The following is an 18071-nucleotide window of genomic DNA, read 5'->3' on the forward strand; positions in this document are numbered from 1 at the left end:
GCCCCTTCCTAAAAAGAGGCTGTGAATATAAACATTATTTATTTTGAACTTTTACAGCAAAGTCTAAAGTTGCTGAAGCAGCTGGCGTCAATGTTCCAACGGCATAACTGATTTGACCATTGCTCTCTGTTGCAGCAGCTGGTTTGATCGAACCAGCCTGAAGCACGGTGTAGCTCGGCACCATATCAGTCAATGTGACATTTTTCGCTTCAGCATTACCTTCATTGGTCGCAACGATACGGTAATACACACACTCGCCCGGTTTTGCTTTCAAATCTGTCGTTACATAAGTCGTTGGGGCAGTCGTACAGTCAGCCGAAAGCGCTTGGGTTTTCAACAAACGCACTTGACCTAAGTTGATCACGGTACGGTCTGTCACCAATACATTTGCTGGCTTGTTGCCGCCTGTCGGCTTGAAAGTCACAATCGTTGTATCAGATTCACCAGCTGTAGCAGTCGCTGGCGCTTCAACTTTGACAAGAATCGTTACCGCTTCATTTTGCGATAAACCCGAAGCTGTGTTGTAGCTGTTGATTTTTTTCAAAATATTGGTCAACGATGTATTGCGATCTGCAGCCGATGCACCCGTAATCAACTCATCAGAAGTCATGAGGCCATCGTTGTTGATGTCTACATAAACTGATGTGTTCACGCCTTGAAGCGTAGAAGTCCAGTCAATTTCCAGCGGGTATTTCGTTTCCGCTTCCAGCACGTTGCCAGTATTGGTCAGCGTATGGCTATATACAATTGTACCGCCTGGGGCAACCTGACCTTGACGGTCTGGCGTGAAGGTCAATTGACGCTGTTCAGCTACTTTTACATTAAAGGTAATGTCATCCTTTGTACCTGTAGACGGCGATTGGATTTCAACTTTAATGTCTTTTGCAGTATCAGCCGGCGTGCCTGCTGGCGGTGTAACGACCAAGCAGAAACTTTGTGAGCCGCCAGCTGCAATATTGCCTGAATTGGCTGCTTTTGCAGTTGTACAATTTCCAGATGAATCCTTCTCAAACACTTCCGCAACCCAGCCCGTTGGAATATTTGGAACTGTGATGACATAGTTGTCTGGAATATTGCCTTGGTTCTTAATGGTGACATCAAAAGTTACAGGCGTTGCCGGCGGGGTAACTGCACTTTCTACAGGAGTTGATGTACCTGTACCCACACCCTTGTCTTTAGTTGGATCATTTTTGTCTGGACGGTTAACCAAATCCACTTTGTTTTCAGTGAGTTCAGAAATAACCAGTTTCAATGTATCTTTTTGCGCGTTTTTAACCGATGTGCTGACTAAAGTCACACCCACACCCGGTTGCACAACTTTTTCACCAGTAGGCAAAGTCACGCGCACTACAAACTGACCTGTTGCACCTGCAGCAATTGGACCAGTGTCTACAATACCGTCACCATTGGTATCGGTTACTGGCGTACTGCCGTCCGCTTTCAAGATTTCTACAATCGCACCTGTAGGCAAAATACCAAAACCAGTAAGTGCAGTTTTGTCTACAGTTAAGTTATAAGTGTCAGTGCTGTTGCCGCGGTTATGCACGACCACTGGATCCGTTGAACTGTCGCCAAAAACCACTGGCAAGCCTTGTTTGCCTGCTACAGTAATTAAGTCGTCGCCATTTGTAGAAGTTTGACCATCTTTAAACGCATCAGTTTTAGAATCGTTTAATGATCCGTCATAAGTACCTTCAACCGTTACGATAGACGGGTTTGATGGCACTGTTGTGGTATCGGTCGTAGTCGGAGGAGTATTCGGCTCCGAAGGAACATCCGTCATTTCCAAAGGAACTTTAGGACTGGTCGGATCACTTGGAATAGACGGCTTACCATCTGGATCTGCATATGCAGTGTTTTTAATATCGCCTGCGTTGGTTGTTTCCAAAACCTTAACTTTAAATGTTAATTTACGTGAAGTATTGGCATCTAAAGTGTCTAAATTGAATAAAAAAGCACGTTTGGTAGCATCATATTCAAATTTATCTGCAGTATCTTTTGCATCTGTTAATGCTGTTGTACTGCCGTTAAAACGTCCAGATCCAGTAACAAATACAACGTTTTTTGGCAATACGTCAAAAATTGCAACATTGGTTGCCGCTGCATTACCCGTGTTTTTAAAGGTTAAGGTGTATTCAATTTCCTTACCTGCTTGAGTCACGCTGACACTGGCTGCTTTGGTAATTTGCAGTACTGCACCAGTCGTGATTTTAGTCGTATCAATATTTGAAACTGTGCTGACTGTGTACAAAGAAGCAGATTGAGCTGTAGCAGTGACCTGCAATTTATCCAGCTGGCCTTGGGTTGCCGTGCTTGGCGTGGTTGCAACGACAACCAGTCCTACAGATTCACCTGCATTGAGTTCAATCAAACTCGCACTAGTAAGTGCCGTATTGTTATCCGCTACACCGTTTTTGTCACGGTCAATATAGATCGCAAATTTTCCGCCATTGGTAAAATCAAATGTCGTAACGCCTGTTTCATCAATATCATTTAATGAAATGCTGAACTTATCTGTGCCATTACCTGTGTTGGTTAAAATATGCGAGAAAGTTACCTGGCCATTTGGCGTCGTTTGCGCTTCGCGGTCAGCTTCTAAGGTAAAGCTGCCGATTTGCGCAACCAAAGTTTTCACTTCATTCGAAGTAACAACCTGAACCTTGCCAGTATTGTCAGTATAGCTTGCTGTTGCAACGTTACTGATGTTTGTTCCCGCCAAAGGCACTGCTGCCATAGCTTGACTGCTGAGTGAAACCCCGCCAGCAACTGCAAGAGCAGCAGCTACTGTACTTAATTTAAAAGTATTTTTCATACAAAAGTCCACGGATGAGATCTTCTAAAGACCAAAAAAATTATTCTGATGCGTTCACTTTTACTCGAGCTGAAATCGAAATTTTTTGCTTCGGTTTCAATTCAGAGACATTCCATTGCAGAACGCGGTATTCGCTTAAAGGGACTTTGACTTTTTTTCCATTGACGACTTTTTCTAAGGGTGCTTTAGCAAAAGTCACACCATCTGTAGAAGCATAGGCATTGGCAGGAAGACTCTGACCCATATACGAAACTTGGGCTGGCAGAGGCAAATTCAGTTTTAAGTTCTTCAAACTTGCAGATGAAATATTTGAATAATCGACACGGTACTCCAGCACACTATTTGGCTTGACTTGGTCTTCCGCCTTTAGTTCTTTTTGGATATTTTTTGAAGCGTCGATAATTTGGAAAACATGCATTTGTGCATTTAATGAATTGTTATTTGCATGAACAGCAGCAGATGTGAACAACAATACAGCAGATGTACAAAATGCAGAGACGATCGGTTGGTAAGTTTTATTCAGCATGGTCACAGCTCAAATTGCATACGATTTTGTATAAGTTTTGCATACTTTATGTAATATTGGTACGTTTTTTTGCTAATTAGTTCACACTTTTTTATATTTTGTTTTTACAGTTTACAGAAGTGACAATTAATGTAACTCGGTATCTTTTTTTGGCAGTCTTAGCCGAATTTCTTATATTTTTTATGGTTTTTATAAATTTATTTATATTTCAAAAACTTAATTACATCTAAAAATAAGACTCATTTTTAGATTAAATTTTCCATTTAAATTTTAAACATGAGTGACATTTTTTGTCAGTTATAAATAATTTAAAGTCAAGTTTGTTTTTTTTCAAAAAACGCTCAAAATAGCAACTTCCTTATTATTAATAAGACTACTGTAATCATTTGATATATTATTTTGAGATATACATCACGTTTATTTTGTGCCGTATTCAACCGCTCCCTGAGACGGATGCCTGATTTTTTGATGACGAAAATGATCATTTCGCTCAATTATATTTATTTAAAAAATACAAAAAAAATAAATATCACATACGCTAAATATATAAGAACAAATGAACCACTTATTTATTTCTATTTAAAATCTAAAAAAAGGCATAAAAAAACCCAATCATATGATTGGGTTTTTTGAATTTGGCGGAAGCGGTGAGATTCGAACTCACGGAGGGGTATAAGCCCTCGTCGGTTTTCAAGACCGGTGCATTAAACCGCTCTGCCACGCTTCCATGGGCGCTATCATATAAATAAAACTTAAATATGGCAAATATTTTTATCGTTAGATCTGATCAATCATCTAAAAAATATTCAATTTATTTCACAAATATTTATACACGTACAAGAACACAATCAAAAGAGAATAGAAGACGAATAATTTAGCCCATAAAAAAAGCCCCTGTATCACTACAGGGGCTTTTTGAATTTGGCGGAAGCGGTGTCCGTATAACAGGGGTCCTAAGAAATCCAAACCAATATTATAAATATATATTTTTCAAAAATTTAATAATTTTACCATCCTAAGCCATCTTGTCTAATCCTACCATTTCCAGTATTTTATGAGGGGTAGGTTGTGGGGTAAATCAAGACATGCCAAAGAAGTCTAAAGAACTATCTGCACTCAGTGTAGCAAAAATTAAGGAGACTGGGCGACATTCTGTAGGGGGCGTTGATGGCCTTTGCCTGAATGTCGAAGGTAACTCCCGTGTCTGGATTTTGCGTGCAGTAGTGGGAAAACGTCTGGATAAAGATGGAAAATTAAAACCTCATCGCCGTGATATTGGAATCGGTCCCTACCCTGAAGTTTCTTTAGCTGAAGCCCGTGCCAAAGCAACCGAATTAAGATTACAAATACGAAATGGTATTGATCCAATTGCATATAAACAGGAACAGCTCGACAAGCTTCATGTCCAGCAACTACGGAACAAAACATTCATGGAGTGTGCAAAAGTTGTTATTGCCAATAAAACCCGTGAACTTAAAAATCAAAAGCATATTGGGCAATGGTCATCGACACTGGAAACTTATATCTATCCAACGCTGGGTAATCTCACTATTGGCGAGATTACCAAAGTAGATATTGTAGAAGCCCTCAAGCCGATCTGGATTGAAAAAAATGAAACTGCCAAACGCATTCGTGGTCGCATAGAAACCATTTTCGATTATGCGAAAGCTATGGGATATTTTGAAGGTGACAATCCTGCTGAATGGAAAGGTAATCTTGAACCCATATTGGGTAACTTAAAGCATGAATCGCGCCCTCACCCATCCTTACCATATGAACAAGTTGCTGAATTTATCCATCACTTGAGACAGAAAAAAGGAATTTCACCTAAAGCCCTAGAATTTGCAATTTTAACTGCGTGTCGTTCTGGTGAGATCTTTGGGGCTAAATGGCAGGAAATTGATTTTAAAAATAAAGTCTGGATTATTCCTAAAGAACGTATGAAAGCCGAAAAGGAACATCGTGTTCCATTGTCTCAAGAAGCGATCACTTTGCTTGAGTCAATCAAAGATTATACTCAACCACAAGATTTCATTTTCCCTGCCCCACGTTGTGGTGAAATGCTCTCTGATATGTCATTAACCACATTGATTAAACGCATGCATGAGCAAAAGCTGAAAGAAAATGGCTTAGGCTATATTGATCCGAAACAAAATCGTGTGATCACCACCCATGGCTTTCGGTCTACATTTCGTGATTGGTCAGCTGATAAGACAGATTATCCACGTGAAGTGTGCGAACATGTGCTTGCGCATAAATTACCAGATGAAGTCGAAGCTGCTTACCTACGTGGAGCATATCTTGAAAAACGTAAAGCATTAATGGCGGACTGGGCTGAATTTTGTAATGTACAAAAATAATTAGAAGAATACCCGTGCCTCTGTCTTAAATAGCAGAAGTTTTAGTACATTTATTTGTTAAGATATAAGTAATCCATTTACGGATATACTTCAAAATTACATTAATTATCAATGATCAAATCTTAATAGAATTAAATATATTCGGATGTATTGAAATTTTTTATCAGTCAAACAGATGACATGTAAAAATTAAATAGCGTACATTTGAAGTAAATTACAATCTAATTACTCACCCAATTAATATAGAAATTAAGAACCTTCTATTTTAATTTCTATATTAAGATTAAGCGATTAATGTATTTCGAATAAATTTTAAAGACGCTCAATTATCAAAGCAATTCCCTGTCCTATGCCGATACACATTGAACAAATAGCATAACGCCCTTGTATATTCTCTAATTGATTCAAAGCCGTAGTCACCAATCGAGCACCTGATGCGCCAAGCGGATGCCCCAAAGCAATCGCCCCACCATTAGGATTCACCCTTGGATCGAGATCTTTTAGCCCCAAATCCCGAGTACAAGCCAGAGCCTGCGCCGCAAAAGCTTCATTTAACTCAATCACATCCATTTGATCTAAAGTTAGACCTGTTTGCTTTAAAAGCTTTTGAATAGCTGGAGCAGGACCAAAACCCATAATGCGCGGTTCAAGACCAACAACAGCTGCCCCGATAATTTTTGCTCGTGGTGTTAATCCATATTTCTCCACCGCCTGATCAGAAGCAATAAGCACTGCAGCAGCCCCATCATTAATGCCGGAAGCATTCCCCGCAGTAACAGTGCCGTTCGCTTTGACAACTGGCTTTAGTTTGCTCAGCCCCTCTAAGGTAGTGGATGAACGCGGATGTTCATCATTCTCAATCAAGACATCATCGCCTTTGCGCTGTGGAATTGATACAGGCACGATTTCATGCGAAAAAAAGCCTTTGATTTGTGCAGATACTGTTCTTTTTTGACTTTCTAAAGCAAAGCTATCCTGATCGGCACGGTTAATATTGAATTGTTCCGCCACATTTTCTGCTGTCTGTGGCATGCTTTCTACACCACACAGTGCTTTGAGTTTAGGATTGATAAAGCGCCAACCCATAGTAGTATCTTCAATTTTTTGACTACGTCCAAAAGCTGTGTCTGTTTTACCCATCACATAAGGTGCACGCGACATGCCTTCTACACCGCCAGCGATGATCAAATCAGCTTCATCTGCCTTAATGGCACGTGCCGCCATAGCGACTGCATCCAATGATGAACCACATAAACGGTTGACTGTAGTGGCTGGTACTTGATACGGCAGACCGGCTAACAGTGCTGACATTCGGCCAACATTACGGTTATCTTCACCAGCTTGATTAGCGCAACCATAAATCACATCATCCACCAACTGCCAATCAATTTGCGGATTGCGTTGCATTAAAGCTCGTATAGGAACCGCCCCTAAATCGTCGATACGCACGCTAGATAAACTGCCAGCATAGCGTCCAAATGGCGTTCGAACAGCATCGATAATATAAGCATTTTTCATGACGAGAAATCCTTTTTCTCAAGTTAAATTTTAAAGGGTGTAACTCAGTTATTGGCTAAGCAAAGCAGTTTGAAAAGCAGGACGTTTCGATAGCCGTTCTAGCCATGCGTCCAAGGATGGGAAATCATTCTTCTGCTCTAGCTGATGATGTAAATGCAGGGTTTTCCATGTATAGAAATAGCTACCAGCAGCAATATCACTAATGGAGAAATGTTCACCAGCAATAAAACATCGCTGCCGCAAATACTGATCAAACACCATGAGTTTTACTTCCAGTTCATGAATGGCTTGCGAAAGCAGTGCTGGATTTCTATGTTCTACCGGCAATTTCATGGCATGCAGCATAATAGTTTTAAACATTGGGCTGATGCTGCTTATGCACCAATCCATCCATTTTTCAGCATCATACCGCTGTGAAATATCAGCAAAAAATAGGCTGTTTTTCCCATATTTTTCTGCCAAATATCGCAAAATGGTATGTGACTCCCAAAGTGTAAAATCACTGTCCTGCAGACACGAAACCAGTCCATTGGGATTTAGTTGTAAATATTCGGCAGTATTGACGATGGCAAATGCGCCACCAGCTTGAATATGCTCGAATGAAAGTCCTAACTCATGTAGGCACCACAAAATTTTGCGGACATTGGTGGAATTAGAACGCCCCCAAAGTGTAATCATTCTTTGACCTTCTACAGGCCTATGATGCTTCTGATTTAAAGTTTTGCTTTGATCAGCATCTGCTTTTTAAAGCATTTACTTTTAACAACACATACACTCTAAAAATCTCATCACAGATCCGACTCATGGTTCAGCGATTTAAATTCATTTTCAATCTGTTTCGCTGCTTTCGTTAAAATATCCACAATGGTTTCAACATGAATCAAGTTAAAGCGTTTGACCGAACCCACGATACTTAAAGCTAAAGGAAATGCTTTACTTGAATAAATGATTGGAACAGCAATCGCACCCAAGTGGTTTTCCAGCTCCCCTTGAGAAGCATAAAACCCCTGCTTTTTGACTTGATTCAATTTTTCTAAAAATTCAGTTTCGGTCTGCGCGTAAGCACTGGCCATAAACTGGACTTGGTATTTTTCAAAAATGGATTTCTGAATCTTCGTTCCAGTATTCGCCAAAATAATTTTTGGCGCCGCCCCTGCATAGGCTGGTCTTGGACGGCCACGGCCATAACCAAGCAAAGACGAATCCTTAAAGCTTTCATGATGAATATCAATACAATAATCTTCATAAAATTGCGTCAAACAGCAGTTGAGTTCCGTTTGTTCAACAATCTCGAGCATCAAAGGAATACTGATACGAAGAATAGGGTTAGATTTTTGCGAAATATAATCCATCACCGAAATTCGAGGTCCAAAGGTATATTGACCACCGTGCAAACGTTGCAAAAGCCCGTGCGCAACCAAATCTTTAATATAGCGATAACCTGTGGGTTTAGAAAAATTCAGTTTTTCGCAGATGATATCTGCATCCAGAACAGGTTCTTCTATCGAGAATAACGTCAGAATATTTAACATGTTATTGGATGTAGACATGATCAGCTCAACTTAATTTAATTCATCGACATAAGTTCACGCATTCTACCTTCCCATTCCGCTCTTTGGCAAAAACCAGGAAGTTCTTTTGCATGCTTTTCAACTTCAGTCATTAAAACTTCTGCATCTTTGCTTAAATCTAAAGGGATTTTCATCGGCTGAGATACATACCATGGCGTATCAATAAATAATTCCAAACGATTGCCTTCAGGGTCAGGTGCATAGAATGATATAGCGTTGCCATGCGTAATCGGATCTAAATGCGGAATCTTCAACTCTACAAATTTGGCATACAGTTCCTGCAAAGTTTCCAAGCTATCCGCTTCTAAAGAAATTTGGTTAATTGGATTAAAGATCTGTTCTTCAGGACGACCTGTAGCCAACACAATTTGATGATGCGTTTTAGGGTCACGGCTTAAAAACACGAGTTTCACTTCCCCGCGTGGCGTGTTTAAAAATCCTCGATCTGTCACAAAGAATCCGAGAATTTCAGTATAAAACTTTTCCATTTGAGCAATGTCGCTGACATAAACACCAACATGACTGAATTTAAGTCCTTTCATATATTTTTCTCAATTATTGATAAAAATGTTGACACAACATATATTAATTGCCAATATTATGTCAATTGTTATTAATTATTGATAATAATTTTTTTATCAAAAAATAACTGTGTGTTTATTCTTCAAGGAAGGTTTCTATGAAATTATTAAGTTTCAGCATTCAAGGTCAGCAATCATTTGGTTTAGTTCAAGATCAATCGGTCGTAGATTTAAAAAAGCACTTTGCAAATAAATATGCAGATCTAAAAAGCTTATTAGCTCAAGAAAATTTTATTGAGATCGTTAAATCAGCTGAGCATGCAGCACCCGACTATGCTTTAGCGGACATTCAATTTGAACCAGTGATTCCAAACCCTGAACAAATTTTCTGTATTGGTTTGAACTACGCAGAACATGTACAAGAAACTCAGCGTGAAGCAACTGAAAAACCTATGATTTTCTTCCGCCTTGCACCATCTCAAGTTGGACATAATCAGCCTTTGCTTCGCCCTGTAGAAGCAGACCAGTTTGACTATGAAGGTGAAATTGCTGTAGTGATTGGCAAAGGTGGCCGCCGTATTTCTAAAGAAGATGCATGGGATCATATTGCGGGCTACGCTTGCTATAACGACGGTTCAGTCCGTGACTGGCAGCGCCACACTGCGCAATGGGGTCCTGGCAAAAACTTCTTCCAGACGGGCGGTTTTGGTCCATGGTTAGTCACTAGTGATGAAATTAAAGCCAATGAAACCATGACCCTAATCACACGTGTGAATGGTAAAGAACTGCAGCGCGCTCAAACTACACAATTAATTCATGATATTCCGTCATTGATTAACTACATTTCAACCTTCACCCCGTTACAGCCAGGCGATGTCATTGTCAGCGGTACACCAGGTGGCATTGGCCTGAAACGCACGCCGCCGGTGTTGCTAAGCGAAGGTGATGTAGTTGAAATTGAAGTAGATAAAATCGGCATCCTGAAAAATATCGTAAAAAATGATGGTTAATCAATAAATCATGACGATATGAAATGAGGCTTTAACTATAAAGCCTCTTCTGCTCAGGAGGAGTAAGAAATGGAATTAAAACAACATTATGACGTTGCAATCGTCGGCTATGGCCCTACAGGTGTAACTCTTGCCAATCTGTTAGTGCAACAAGGCTTAAAAGTTCTGGTGGTCGAACGTGAAGCCGGCATTTTGCAATTGCCGCGCGCAATCCGTTTTGATGCCGAATGCATGCGGGTTTTCCAAACCATCGGCATTTCAGACAAGCTACAGCAAGAACTTGAACCCGGTCCAGGCATGAAATTTGTCGATGCCGAAGGCAATTTACTGATCACTTGGGAACGCCCAACGCAAAAAGGTACGCAACAATGGAGTTCGGCATACCGGATTCATCAGCCAGACCTAGAAGCAGTTTTGCGCCAGCAAGTTGAAGATCATCCACTGCTGACCGTTAAATTGCGCCATGAAGTATATAAAATTGATGAACGGACTGAAGATTGCGTACTGTATTTTGAAAATTTAACTAATGGCAGTTTAGAACTGGCAACTGCTAAATATGTGGTTGGCTGTGATGGCGCGCGTTCTTTAATCCGCCGTCTAATCGGCACAACTTTTGAAGATTTAAATCTGCACAGCCGTTGGCTAGTAGTTGATTTTATAACCAAAAATAATGTTAATGATTTAGGCGATTACAGTATTCAGTATTGTGATCCTCAGCGTCCGATGAGCTATATCAAAGGTACAGGCCGCCGCCTGCGATGGGAAATCATGGTCATGCCGGAAGATGATGTGCATAACCTAACACGTCCAGAGACCATTTGGAACTTATTAAAAGATTATATTCAACCTGAAAATGCAGAAATTGAACGCGCAGCAGTGTATACATTCCATGCCTTACTGGCTAAACAGTGGCAAAAAGACCGCCTGATCATTGCAGGTGATGCAGCGCATCAAACGCCACCATTTATGGGACAAGGGATGGCAGCGGGAATTCGTGATGCAGCCAATCTAGCATGGAAATTAAAAGCGTTAGTCCATGATGAGCATGCTTTTGAACTAGCGGAAAGCTATCATTCTGAGCGCATTTCACATGTGAAAGAGTTTATTCAAGGCGCAGTACACTTTGGAAACATTATCCAAAACTATTGTGCCGATCATGAATATCAGCAGCAGGTCTCTCAGCTTAAAAACTTCATTACCCCAACACCAAAGTTAGGCACTGGCTTTATTCAAAGTACGGATGAAGGCAATGGACAAATTGCACCACAATTCATTTTGGACAAACAGACCCTGAGTGACGATGAGATTGGCTATCAATTCAGCCTCTTTGTTTTACCTGATCATTTAGCGCAAGTTGAAGAATTGCAGCTCAATGATATTGAAGGACTCAGCATTATTACTGCCCAGCAGACAGAGATTGTAAATTGGCTACATCAACATCAAGCACAAGCCATTTTAGTCCGCCCTGACCGCTATATTTTTGGCAAAGCGTCTGCACAACAAAGCATAGAACAACTGATGAAGGCAGCACATTTATACGACGTGATCACACACTAACCCCTAGGCGGTAATTTACCGCCTATCCATACCGTGTTCAAAGGAAGAAACTATGGATTCTCAACAAGTTGGAATTCAGGCGACGGATTTGCCTGAAAAAAATAAAAAACTGGAAGACACAGTACAAAAAGTACGCCGCAAACTTCTATATTTTCTACTGATATTATTTATTTTCTCTTTTTTGGATCGTATTAATATCGGTTTTGTCGGCAAACAACTCAGTGCTGATTTAGGATTAACTGCACTCAGTTTCGGTTTAGCCAATACTATTTTCTATATCTTTTATATTTGCTTCGGCATTCCAAGCAATATGATGCTGAAGAAATTCGGTACTAAGTTGTGGATCGGCTCCATTATTATTGTCTGGGGTATCGCTTCAAGCTGCACTGCTTTCGCTACAGATGAAAAGTCACTTTATATTATCCGCGCCATTGTCGGGATTGCGGAAGCTGGCTTTATGCCGGGTATGCTCCTCTATTTAACCCAGTGGTTTCCATCTTCTCATCGTTCCCGTGCTAATGCCATTTTTATGTTGGCGATGCCCTTTACAGCCATGTTCGGCGCAGTCATCACGGGCTACATTTTAAATCTACATGACTGGCATGGGTTTACTGGCTGGCAATGGGTGTTTTTATTAGAAGGCTTACCATGTGTCTTTTTGGGATTATTGGTCTATGCCAAATTGCCGAATACCCCAAAAGATGCAGCGTGGTTAAATGAAGAAGAAAAACAGGTTTTGATTCAAGCCATTGAAGATGAAAATCAAAAAAATGACGTGCTCAATAGCAAAAAAAATACCATCAACATGAATCAAAATACACCTCAAAAAGCATCTGCATGGGCGTTTTTAAACAGCTCTGTGCTGCGCTGCGCCGTGGTGTATTTCTGTATTGTGACCACCTGCGGCATGGTCAATATTTGGGTGCCACAAATTGTCTCTGCCGCACTGCCGAATTTAAATTCAGTGACACATGGCATTATTGTCGCTATTCCGCATTTGGTCACCATCATCGCTTTATTTTTATTGTGCTATCACTCCGATAAAACCCGCGAACGCTATTGGCATACCTTTTTCCCAATGATGCTGGGCTTTATCGGCTGGCTCATGGCTGCCTATTTACAAACACCTATGTTGCAAATTATCGGCCTATGTCTGGCATGTATGGCAGGTTTCAGCACCATGGGCATTTTCTGGGCCTTTGCCGATGAGAGCTTATCCAGCGATCACAAAGCCATTGGCATCGCCTTCATTAATGCTTTCGGCAACTCAGCAACCATTGTCAGCTCATTCTTAATCGGCTTTCTTAGAGACATGACCCAATCCTTTGCGACAGGCATGATCTACGGCAGTGTGCTAATGCTTTTGGGTGCAATCATCATGCTGACATTCGCACTGAAAAAAGCTCCTCAAAAATTTGCGGTTAAAGGACACGTTTAATATGAACAAAATTCATCATTCAGCTCATGAATTGCTTCAATCCATTCCCGATCAGGCAACCATTCTGATTGGCGGATTCGGCACTGCTGGGCAGCCGGCAGAATTGATTGATGCACTGATTGAAACCGGTGCAAAAGAACTAACTATTGTCTGCAACAATGCTGGAAATGGCGAATATGGTTTGGCCAAGCTACTCAAAGCTGGGCGCGTCAAAAAAATGGTCTGTTCTTTCCCACGCCAAGCCGATTCATGGGTGTTTGATGGATTATATCGTGCAGGAAAAGTTGAACTTGAACTAGTACCGCAAGGCAATCTGGCCTGCCGCATCCAAGCAGCTGGCATGGGCCTAGGTGCCGTATTTACCCCGACCGGTTATGGCACCTTGCTCGCCAAAGGCAAAGAAACACGTCATATCGAGGGCAAAGACTATGTACTCGAACTGCCGATCAAAGCCGATTTCGCCTTGATTAAAGCACATAAAGGCGACCGTTGGGGCAATTTAGTTTACAACAAATCTGCCCGTAACTTTGGGCCAATCATGGCGATGGCTGCAGCCACCACCATTGCTCAGGTATCTGAAGTAGTGGAATTGGGCAAACTCGATCCCGAACATATTGTCACACCCGGTATTTTTGTCCAGCACATTGTTGAGTATCCGATCTTATCTTAAGAATTATGAAAATACTTTTTTCAATGACTTTATTAAAGATCAAATGATTCTATTAATGGAATAAATATGAACTATCAAAAACTAACCCGAGATCAAATCGCAGCCCGCGTTGCACAAGATATTCCGGACGGTTCCTATGTGAATCTAGGCATTGGCGTGCCTACACGGATTGCCAAATACCTCCCTAAGAATAAAGAAATTTTTCTACATTCTGAAAATGGCCTGCTTGGATTTGGCTCTTCACCAAAAGCAGGTGATGAAGATGATGACCTCATAAATGCTGGAAAAGAATTTGTCACCATGCTCACCGGCGGCTGTTATTTTCATCACGGTGACTCATTTGCCATGATGCGAGGTGGGCATCTAGATATCTGCGTACTCGGCGCTTTTCAAATTGCTGAAAATGGTGATTTGGCAAATTGGCATACAGGTGCATCAGATGCCATACCTGCTGTTGGCGGAGCAATGGACTTAGCTGTTGGTGCAAAAAAAGTCTTCGTTACTACGGAACACATTACCAAAACTGGCGAGGCCAAAATCGTCAAGCAGCTCAGTTACCCTTTAACTGGAAAGCAATGTGTAGATCGGATTTATACTGATCTTTGCGTCATTGACATTACTGAGAATGGATTAAATGTCATTGAAATAGTTAAAGGCCTTCAATTTAATGAGCTCCAAAAACTTACCCAAGCTCCTCTAAATAATTGCATAAGCGACGTATTCTAATACAAGAAAACATTCAAAGGATTTGAATAATATGAAGATTTCAAATGGTAAAATGGGGATCACAGCATTAATGAGTAATCATTGTGCTGGAATGGTTGATATTATTGCTTTACCAATCTGGATTGGTATATTAATCAGTTACTATCAATTCGACACACAACAAGCTGGCTTGTTAGTCACTCTTTTTTTAATAGGCGCAACATCATCTAGTATAATTTTAGCACCGCTTTTCAATAATTTACCAAAGAAAATTATAATATTTTCTAGTTTTTTTATAGCTGGATTAGCTTTTTTCCTTATTTCATCAAATACAGATTTTAAAATTATAGCATCTTTACATTTGTATGCAGGTCTAGCCGTAGGTGCAGGCCTCAGTTTAACGCACGGCACTGTAGGTCAATCAAATAATCCACACAAACTTTTCGCCGTATTAGGTATGGCTCTAGGTGTCTTTGGAATTATTTTTATGGCTGTAGCGATTTTTACAACTAAAACATTTGGACCAAATAATCTTTTTGTTTTAATTGGAATTATTATGATTTTTGCATCTTTAATAAGTTTTTTATTCTTCCCTAAATCTCATGCCCCGCGCTCTATATCGAATAATTTAATGTTTCCTAAACTCAAAAAATATATATGGCTTTGTATTATAGGAATCTCTCTGCTATCAATGACTCAAGCAATAACAGTTAGTTTTTTTGATCGTATTGGTGAATTTAGGGGGTTTAGTCACGAAATGATATCGATTGCTTTAATGATTTATGTTTCCGTATGTATATTGCCAGGTCCATTAGCTGTATTTTTACAGAACAAATTAAATGCTTTAACTGTTATTTGCATAGGCCCATTATTCCAAGCATTATTTGCATTAATTATTACCCATACAACTAGTGCAGTTATGTATTGCATTAGTGGTGGGCTTATGGCTTTTACTATTCTATTTACTCATATTTTTGCATTTGGACTACTTTCTAAACTCGATAGTAGTAACAGAGCTATTGCAGCCACACCAGCAATGCTTATGTTTGGATCTGCAATTGCACCTATTTTAGGGGGCACTCTCATTAAATATATTGGATTTGAATCAATAGGTTATGCTGCTTTTGTACTAGTTTTCACACAAATCTGTTGCTTTGCCTATGTTAGATGTCAAGTTATGAAATCCTCTATTTCCTCTAATACTCTTAATGCTTAATAAAATATAGATTTAAAATTAAAAACCAAATTTATAATTTTAAAATTTGGTTTTCTTTTATTAAAAAAATTTAAAAATAATTTATTAACAAAATAAAAAAAACCAATATATAGTTAAAAAATATATGGCAATAATATATGGCTATAAATATTTAAAAAAAATAAAAATTATTATAAATTTATAAATTGCATACTCATATGCAATAATCATCAAAAGGGAAATTTATGATTTACAAAAAAATATTATTTGGAATTCTATGCACATTAAGCACAAGTTTATTTGCAGTAGAAAATGGAAACTCCAGCTATGCAAATGGAGCTGAAAATTTCATGTCAGCAGTCGTTCCTCCTCCAGGATTTTACGGAATGGTGTATTTGAATCATTATAACTCTGATCAATTAAATGATTATAAGGGAAATAATTTAAATGTACCAAATTTTGAAGTTCAGTCCACAGCCTTAGTTTCCCGATTAGTTTGGGTAACGAATCAGAATTTTTTTGGGGGTGATCTAATATTTGAAGCATTAATTCCAATTGTCGATTTAAAGGTTCAATCTTTAAATATGAGTGAAAGACAACAAGGATTAGGCGATATAACTATTGGAAGCGCACTCGGCTTTCATCATTCACCTAATTTGCATAGTGCAATTGGATTTGATATCTTCCTTCCAGCAGGAGATTATGACAAAAACAATTTAGCTAATATTAGTTTAAACCGTACAACTATTGAACCAATGTATACAATTTCATATCTTAAAGAAAATTCGTTAAGTGCTGATTTGAAATTAGGTTACTTATTTAATGGTAAAAATAGCGACACTAACTATTCAAGTGGAGACCAGTTCCATTTAGACTATTCTATAGGTCAAAACTTTAAGAACATGACTTTTGGCATTGGTGGATATTATTCAACGCAAATCAACAATGATAAAATAAATGGTGAAGAAATTAAAAACAGTAAAACAAATGGTTTTGCTCTTGGACCATCATTTAAATATCAAGGAAAAAATTGGTTTACTACTGTTAAATGGGAAAAAGAAATTGTAGCTGAAAATAAAAGTAAAGGAGATTCAATCTGGATAAAAGCAGCTCTACCTTTTTGAAAAAACTATAAAAAATACCGCAATAATAATTGCGGTATTTTTTATTTATTAATTTGTGTAATTCATAGACATCATTTCAATATAATTAGTGTCTATGACCAGAGAAATTCAACAAAGACTTGTATGGGTTAAATTATTTGAAGAGACCAATGATGCTGGCCTAGTATGTCGGAGATGCAGCATTTCTAGACCAACGTTACGCAAGTGGTGGAACCGATATTCTGAGCAAGATATTAATGGATTAAGTAGTCAGTGTAAACGTCCATTAAAATCTCAAAATACTAAAATCAATGCTGAGCTAGAAGCCCTAATATTAAAAATGCGATCGGCTAGAGATCTTGGTGCTCGACGTTTGCAAACAGAATTGATGAGGCTGCGGAGTCTCGTTGTCCTTAGCGACTATCCATAAAGTACTATCCACTCATCAAGTCAAACCAATTAAAAAATTCCGTAGTAAAGTAGATTTCATTCGTTATGAACGCCCACTATCAGGCAATAGAATTCAAATGGATACCTGTAAACTGGGTCCTGGGCTATATCAGTACACATTTATCGATGACTGCACACGATATCGCATTTTAAGGATATATAAACGCAGAACAGCAGCGAATACTCTCGACTTTTTAGACTGCGTAATTGAAGAAATGCCTTTTCCCATACAGCGAATACAGACCGATCGAGGGCGGGAATTTTTTGCTGAAAAAGTACAGAAAAAATGATGCAGCATGGGATCAAATTTAGGCCAAATAAACCAGGTTCACCTCATCTGAATGGCAAGGTAAAGTGCTCACAAAAAACTGATAAATCTGAGTTCTATGCTACTGTAGGTATTAATTCTAAAGCTATCCAAGCCAAGCTAACCGAATGGCAGCATTACTATAACTGAATGAGACCACATTCAGCTTTGAAAGGTAAAACACTGATGGAAAGGTACTTTTAATTATGTGAAGAAACCCCTTTCTCAGATGAGGTCCTGAAGCAATACAATCCATCCAATGAACGGATTCAACGTGCCAATTACAAGATGGATTTAGAGATCGCTTAATTGAAACGATCTCTATGAA

Annotated in this window: 14 protein-coding genes, 1 tRNA gene and 1 pseudogene; 9 read left to right on the forward strand and 7 right to left on the reverse strand. The window is 39.3% G+C overall.

From position 1 onward, the window contains the following. Positions 1 to 34: 34 nt before the first annotated feature. The 3 genes from B9T34_RS16660 to B9T34_RS16670 form a co-directional block, all read right to left on the reverse strand. Positions 35 to 2812, reverse strand: a complete 2778-nt coding sequence (locus B9T34_RS16660) for a DUF11 domain-containing protein (RefSeq protein WP_086214261.1) — start codon at positions 2810 to 2812, stop codon at positions 35 to 37. 40 nt (positions 2813 to 2852) lie between these two features. Then, positions 2853 to 3338: a hypothetical protein gene (locus B9T34_RS16665; RefSeq protein WP_213034169.1), complete on the reverse strand. Its 486-nt coding sequence runs from the start codon at positions 3336 to 3338 to the stop codon at positions 2853 to 2855. A gap of 636 nt (positions 3339 to 3974) precedes the next feature. Beyond that, a tRNA-Ser gene (locus B9T34_RS16670) sits at positions 3975 to 4065 on the reverse strand. A 358-nt stretch (positions 4066 to 4423) separates the two neighbouring features. On the opposite strand from B9T34_RS16670, the gene B9T34_RS16675 reads away from it, so the two are divergent. Continuing rightward, the gene (locus B9T34_RS16675; protein ID WP_086214262.1) at positions 4424 to 5698 is read left to right on the forward strand and encodes a tyrosine-type recombinase/integrase; all 1275 of its coding nucleotides are present in this window, start codon (positions 4424 to 4426) and stop codon (positions 5696 to 5698) included. A 312-nt stretch (positions 5699 to 6010) separates the two neighbouring features. On the opposite strand, the gene pcaF is transcribed toward B9T34_RS16675, so the two are convergent. The 4 genes from pcaF to B9T34_RS16695 form a co-directional block, all read right to left on the reverse strand. Next, entirely contained in the window at positions 6011 to 7216 is a 1206-nt protein-coding gene (gene pcaF / locus B9T34_RS16680; RefSeq protein WP_086214263.1) for a 3-oxoadipyl-CoA thiolase, read from the reverse strand. Positions 7217 to 7264: 48 nt separating this feature from the next. Next, entirely contained in the window at positions 7265 to 7894 is a 630-nt protein-coding gene (locus B9T34_RS16685; protein ID WP_086214264.1) for a glutathione S-transferase family protein, read from the reverse strand. Between the two features lie 110 nt (positions 7895 to 8004). Further along, on the reverse strand, positions 8005 to 8766 hold the full coding sequence (locus tag B9T34_RS16690) for an IclR family transcriptional regulator (RefSeq protein WP_086214265.1): 762 nt from the start codon (positions 8764 to 8766) through the stop codon (positions 8005 to 8007). Between the two features lie 17 nt (positions 8767 to 8783). Further along, positions 8784 to 9329, reverse strand: coding sequence for a VOC family protein (locus B9T34_RS16695; protein ID WP_086214266.1), 546 nt, complete (start codon positions 9327 to 9329; stop codon positions 8784 to 8786). A gap of 137 nt (positions 9330 to 9466) precedes the next feature. On the opposite strand from B9T34_RS16695, the gene B9T34_RS16700 reads away from it, so the two are divergent. From B9T34_RS16700 to B9T34_RS16735, 8 genes and pseudogenes are all read left to right on the forward strand, one after another. Beyond that, the gene (locus tag B9T34_RS16700; RefSeq protein WP_086214267.1) at positions 9467 to 10318 is read left to right on the forward strand and encodes a fumarylacetoacetate hydrolase family protein; all 852 of its coding nucleotides are present in this window, start codon (positions 9467 to 9469) and stop codon (positions 10316 to 10318) included. A gap of 69 nt (positions 10319 to 10387) precedes the next feature. Beyond that, a complete protein-coding gene (locus tag B9T34_RS16705) occupies positions 10388 to 11875 on the forward strand; it encodes a bifunctional 3-(3-hydroxy-phenyl)propionate/3-hydroxycinnamic acid hydroxylase (protein ID WP_086214268.1) in 1488 nt (495 codons plus the stop codon). 52 nt (positions 11876 to 11927) lie between these two features. Then, on the forward strand, positions 11928 to 13313 hold the full coding sequence (locus tag B9T34_RS16710; protein WP_086214269.1) for an MFS transporter: 1386 nt from the start codon (positions 11928 to 11930) through the stop codon (positions 13311 to 13313). Position 13314: 1 nt separating this feature from the next. After that, on the forward strand, positions 13315 to 13983 hold the full coding sequence (locus B9T34_RS16715; RefSeq protein ID WP_086214270.1) for a 3-oxoacid CoA-transferase subunit A: 669 nt from the start codon (positions 13315 to 13317) through the stop codon (positions 13981 to 13983). A 66-nt stretch (positions 13984 to 14049) separates the two neighbouring features. Continuing rightward, on the forward strand, positions 14050 to 14709 hold the full coding sequence (locus B9T34_RS16720; RefSeq protein ID WP_086214271.1) for a 3-oxoacid CoA-transferase subunit B: 660 nt from the start codon (positions 14050 to 14052) through the stop codon (positions 14707 to 14709). Positions 14710 to 14740: 31 nt separating this feature from the next. Next, entirely contained in the window at positions 14741 to 15904 is a 1164-nt protein-coding gene (locus B9T34_RS16725; protein WP_086214272.1) for an MFS transporter, read from the forward strand. A 224-nt stretch (positions 15905 to 16128) separates the two neighbouring features. Then, complete coding sequence (locus B9T34_RS16730) at positions 16129 to 17007, forward strand: SphA family protein (protein WP_086214273.1); 879 nt, start codon at positions 16129 to 16131, stop codon at positions 17005 to 17007. Positions 17008 to 17101: 94 nt separating this feature from the next. Beyond that, positions 17102 to 18052 (forward strand): annotated as a pseudogene (locus tag B9T34_RS16735) (IS481 family transposase). Positions 18053 to 18071 lie beyond the last annotated feature (19 nt).

This window comes from Acinetobacter sp. ANC 3813, from assembly GCF_002135435.1.
Classification (GTDB): domain Bacteria; phylum Pseudomonadota; class Gammaproteobacteria; order Pseudomonadales; family Moraxellaceae; genus Acinetobacter.

Excerpts from the sequence above, each read along its gene's own strand:
- B9T34_RS16660 (WP_086214261.1), bottom strand. The coding sequence starts at position 2,812 with ATGAAAAATACTTTTAAATTAAGTACAGTAGCTGCTGCTCTTGCAGTT.
- B9T34_RS16675 (WP_086214262.1), top strand. The coding sequence starts at position 4,424 with ATGCCAAAGAAGTCTAAAGAACTATCTGCACTCAGTGTAGCAAAAATT.
- B9T34_RS16730 (WP_086214273.1), top strand. The coding sequence starts at position 16,129 with ATGATTTACAAAAAAATATTATTTGGAATTCTATGCACATTAAGCACA.
- B9T34_RS16710 (WP_086214269.1), top strand. The coding sequence starts at position 11,928 with ATGGATTCTCAACAAGTTGGAATTCAGGCGACGGATTTGCCTGAAAAA.
- B9T34_RS16720 (WP_086214271.1), top strand. The coding sequence starts at position 14,050 with ATGAACTATCAAAAACTAACCCGAGATCAAATCGCAGCCCGCGTTGCA.
- B9T34_RS16690 (WP_086214265.1), bottom strand. The coding sequence starts at position 8,766 with ATGTCTACATCCAATAACATGTTAAATATTCTGACGTTATTCTCGATA.
- B9T34_RS16700 (WP_086214267.1), top strand. The coding sequence starts at position 9,467 with ATGAAATTATTAAGTTTCAGCATTCAAGGTCAGCAATCATTTGGTTTA.
- B9T34_RS16705 (WP_086214268.1), top strand. The coding sequence starts at position 10,388 with ATGGAATTAAAACAACATTATGACGTTGCAATCGTCGGCTATGGCCCT.
- pcaF (WP_086214263.1), bottom strand. The coding sequence starts at position 7,216 with ATGAAAAATGCTTATATTATCGATGCTGTTCGAACGCCATTTGGACGC.
- B9T34_RS16665 (WP_213034169.1), bottom strand. The coding sequence starts at position 3,338 with ATGCTGAATAAAACTTACCAACCGATCGTCTCTGCATTTTGTACATCT.
- B9T34_RS16725 (WP_086214272.1), top strand. The coding sequence starts at position 14,741 with ATGAAGATTTCAAATGGTAAAATGGGGATCACAGCATTAATGAGTAAT.
- B9T34_RS16685 (WP_086214264.1), bottom strand. The coding sequence starts at position 7,894 with ATGATTACACTTTGGGGGCGTTCTAATTCCACCAATGTCCGCAAAATT.
- B9T34_RS16695 (WP_086214266.1), bottom strand. The coding sequence starts at position 9,329 with ATGAAAGGACTTAAATTCAGTCATGTTGGTGTTTATGTCAGCGACATT.
- B9T34_RS16715 (WP_086214270.1), top strand. The coding sequence starts at position 13,315 with ATGAACAAAATTCATCATTCAGCTCATGAATTGCTTCAATCCATTCCC.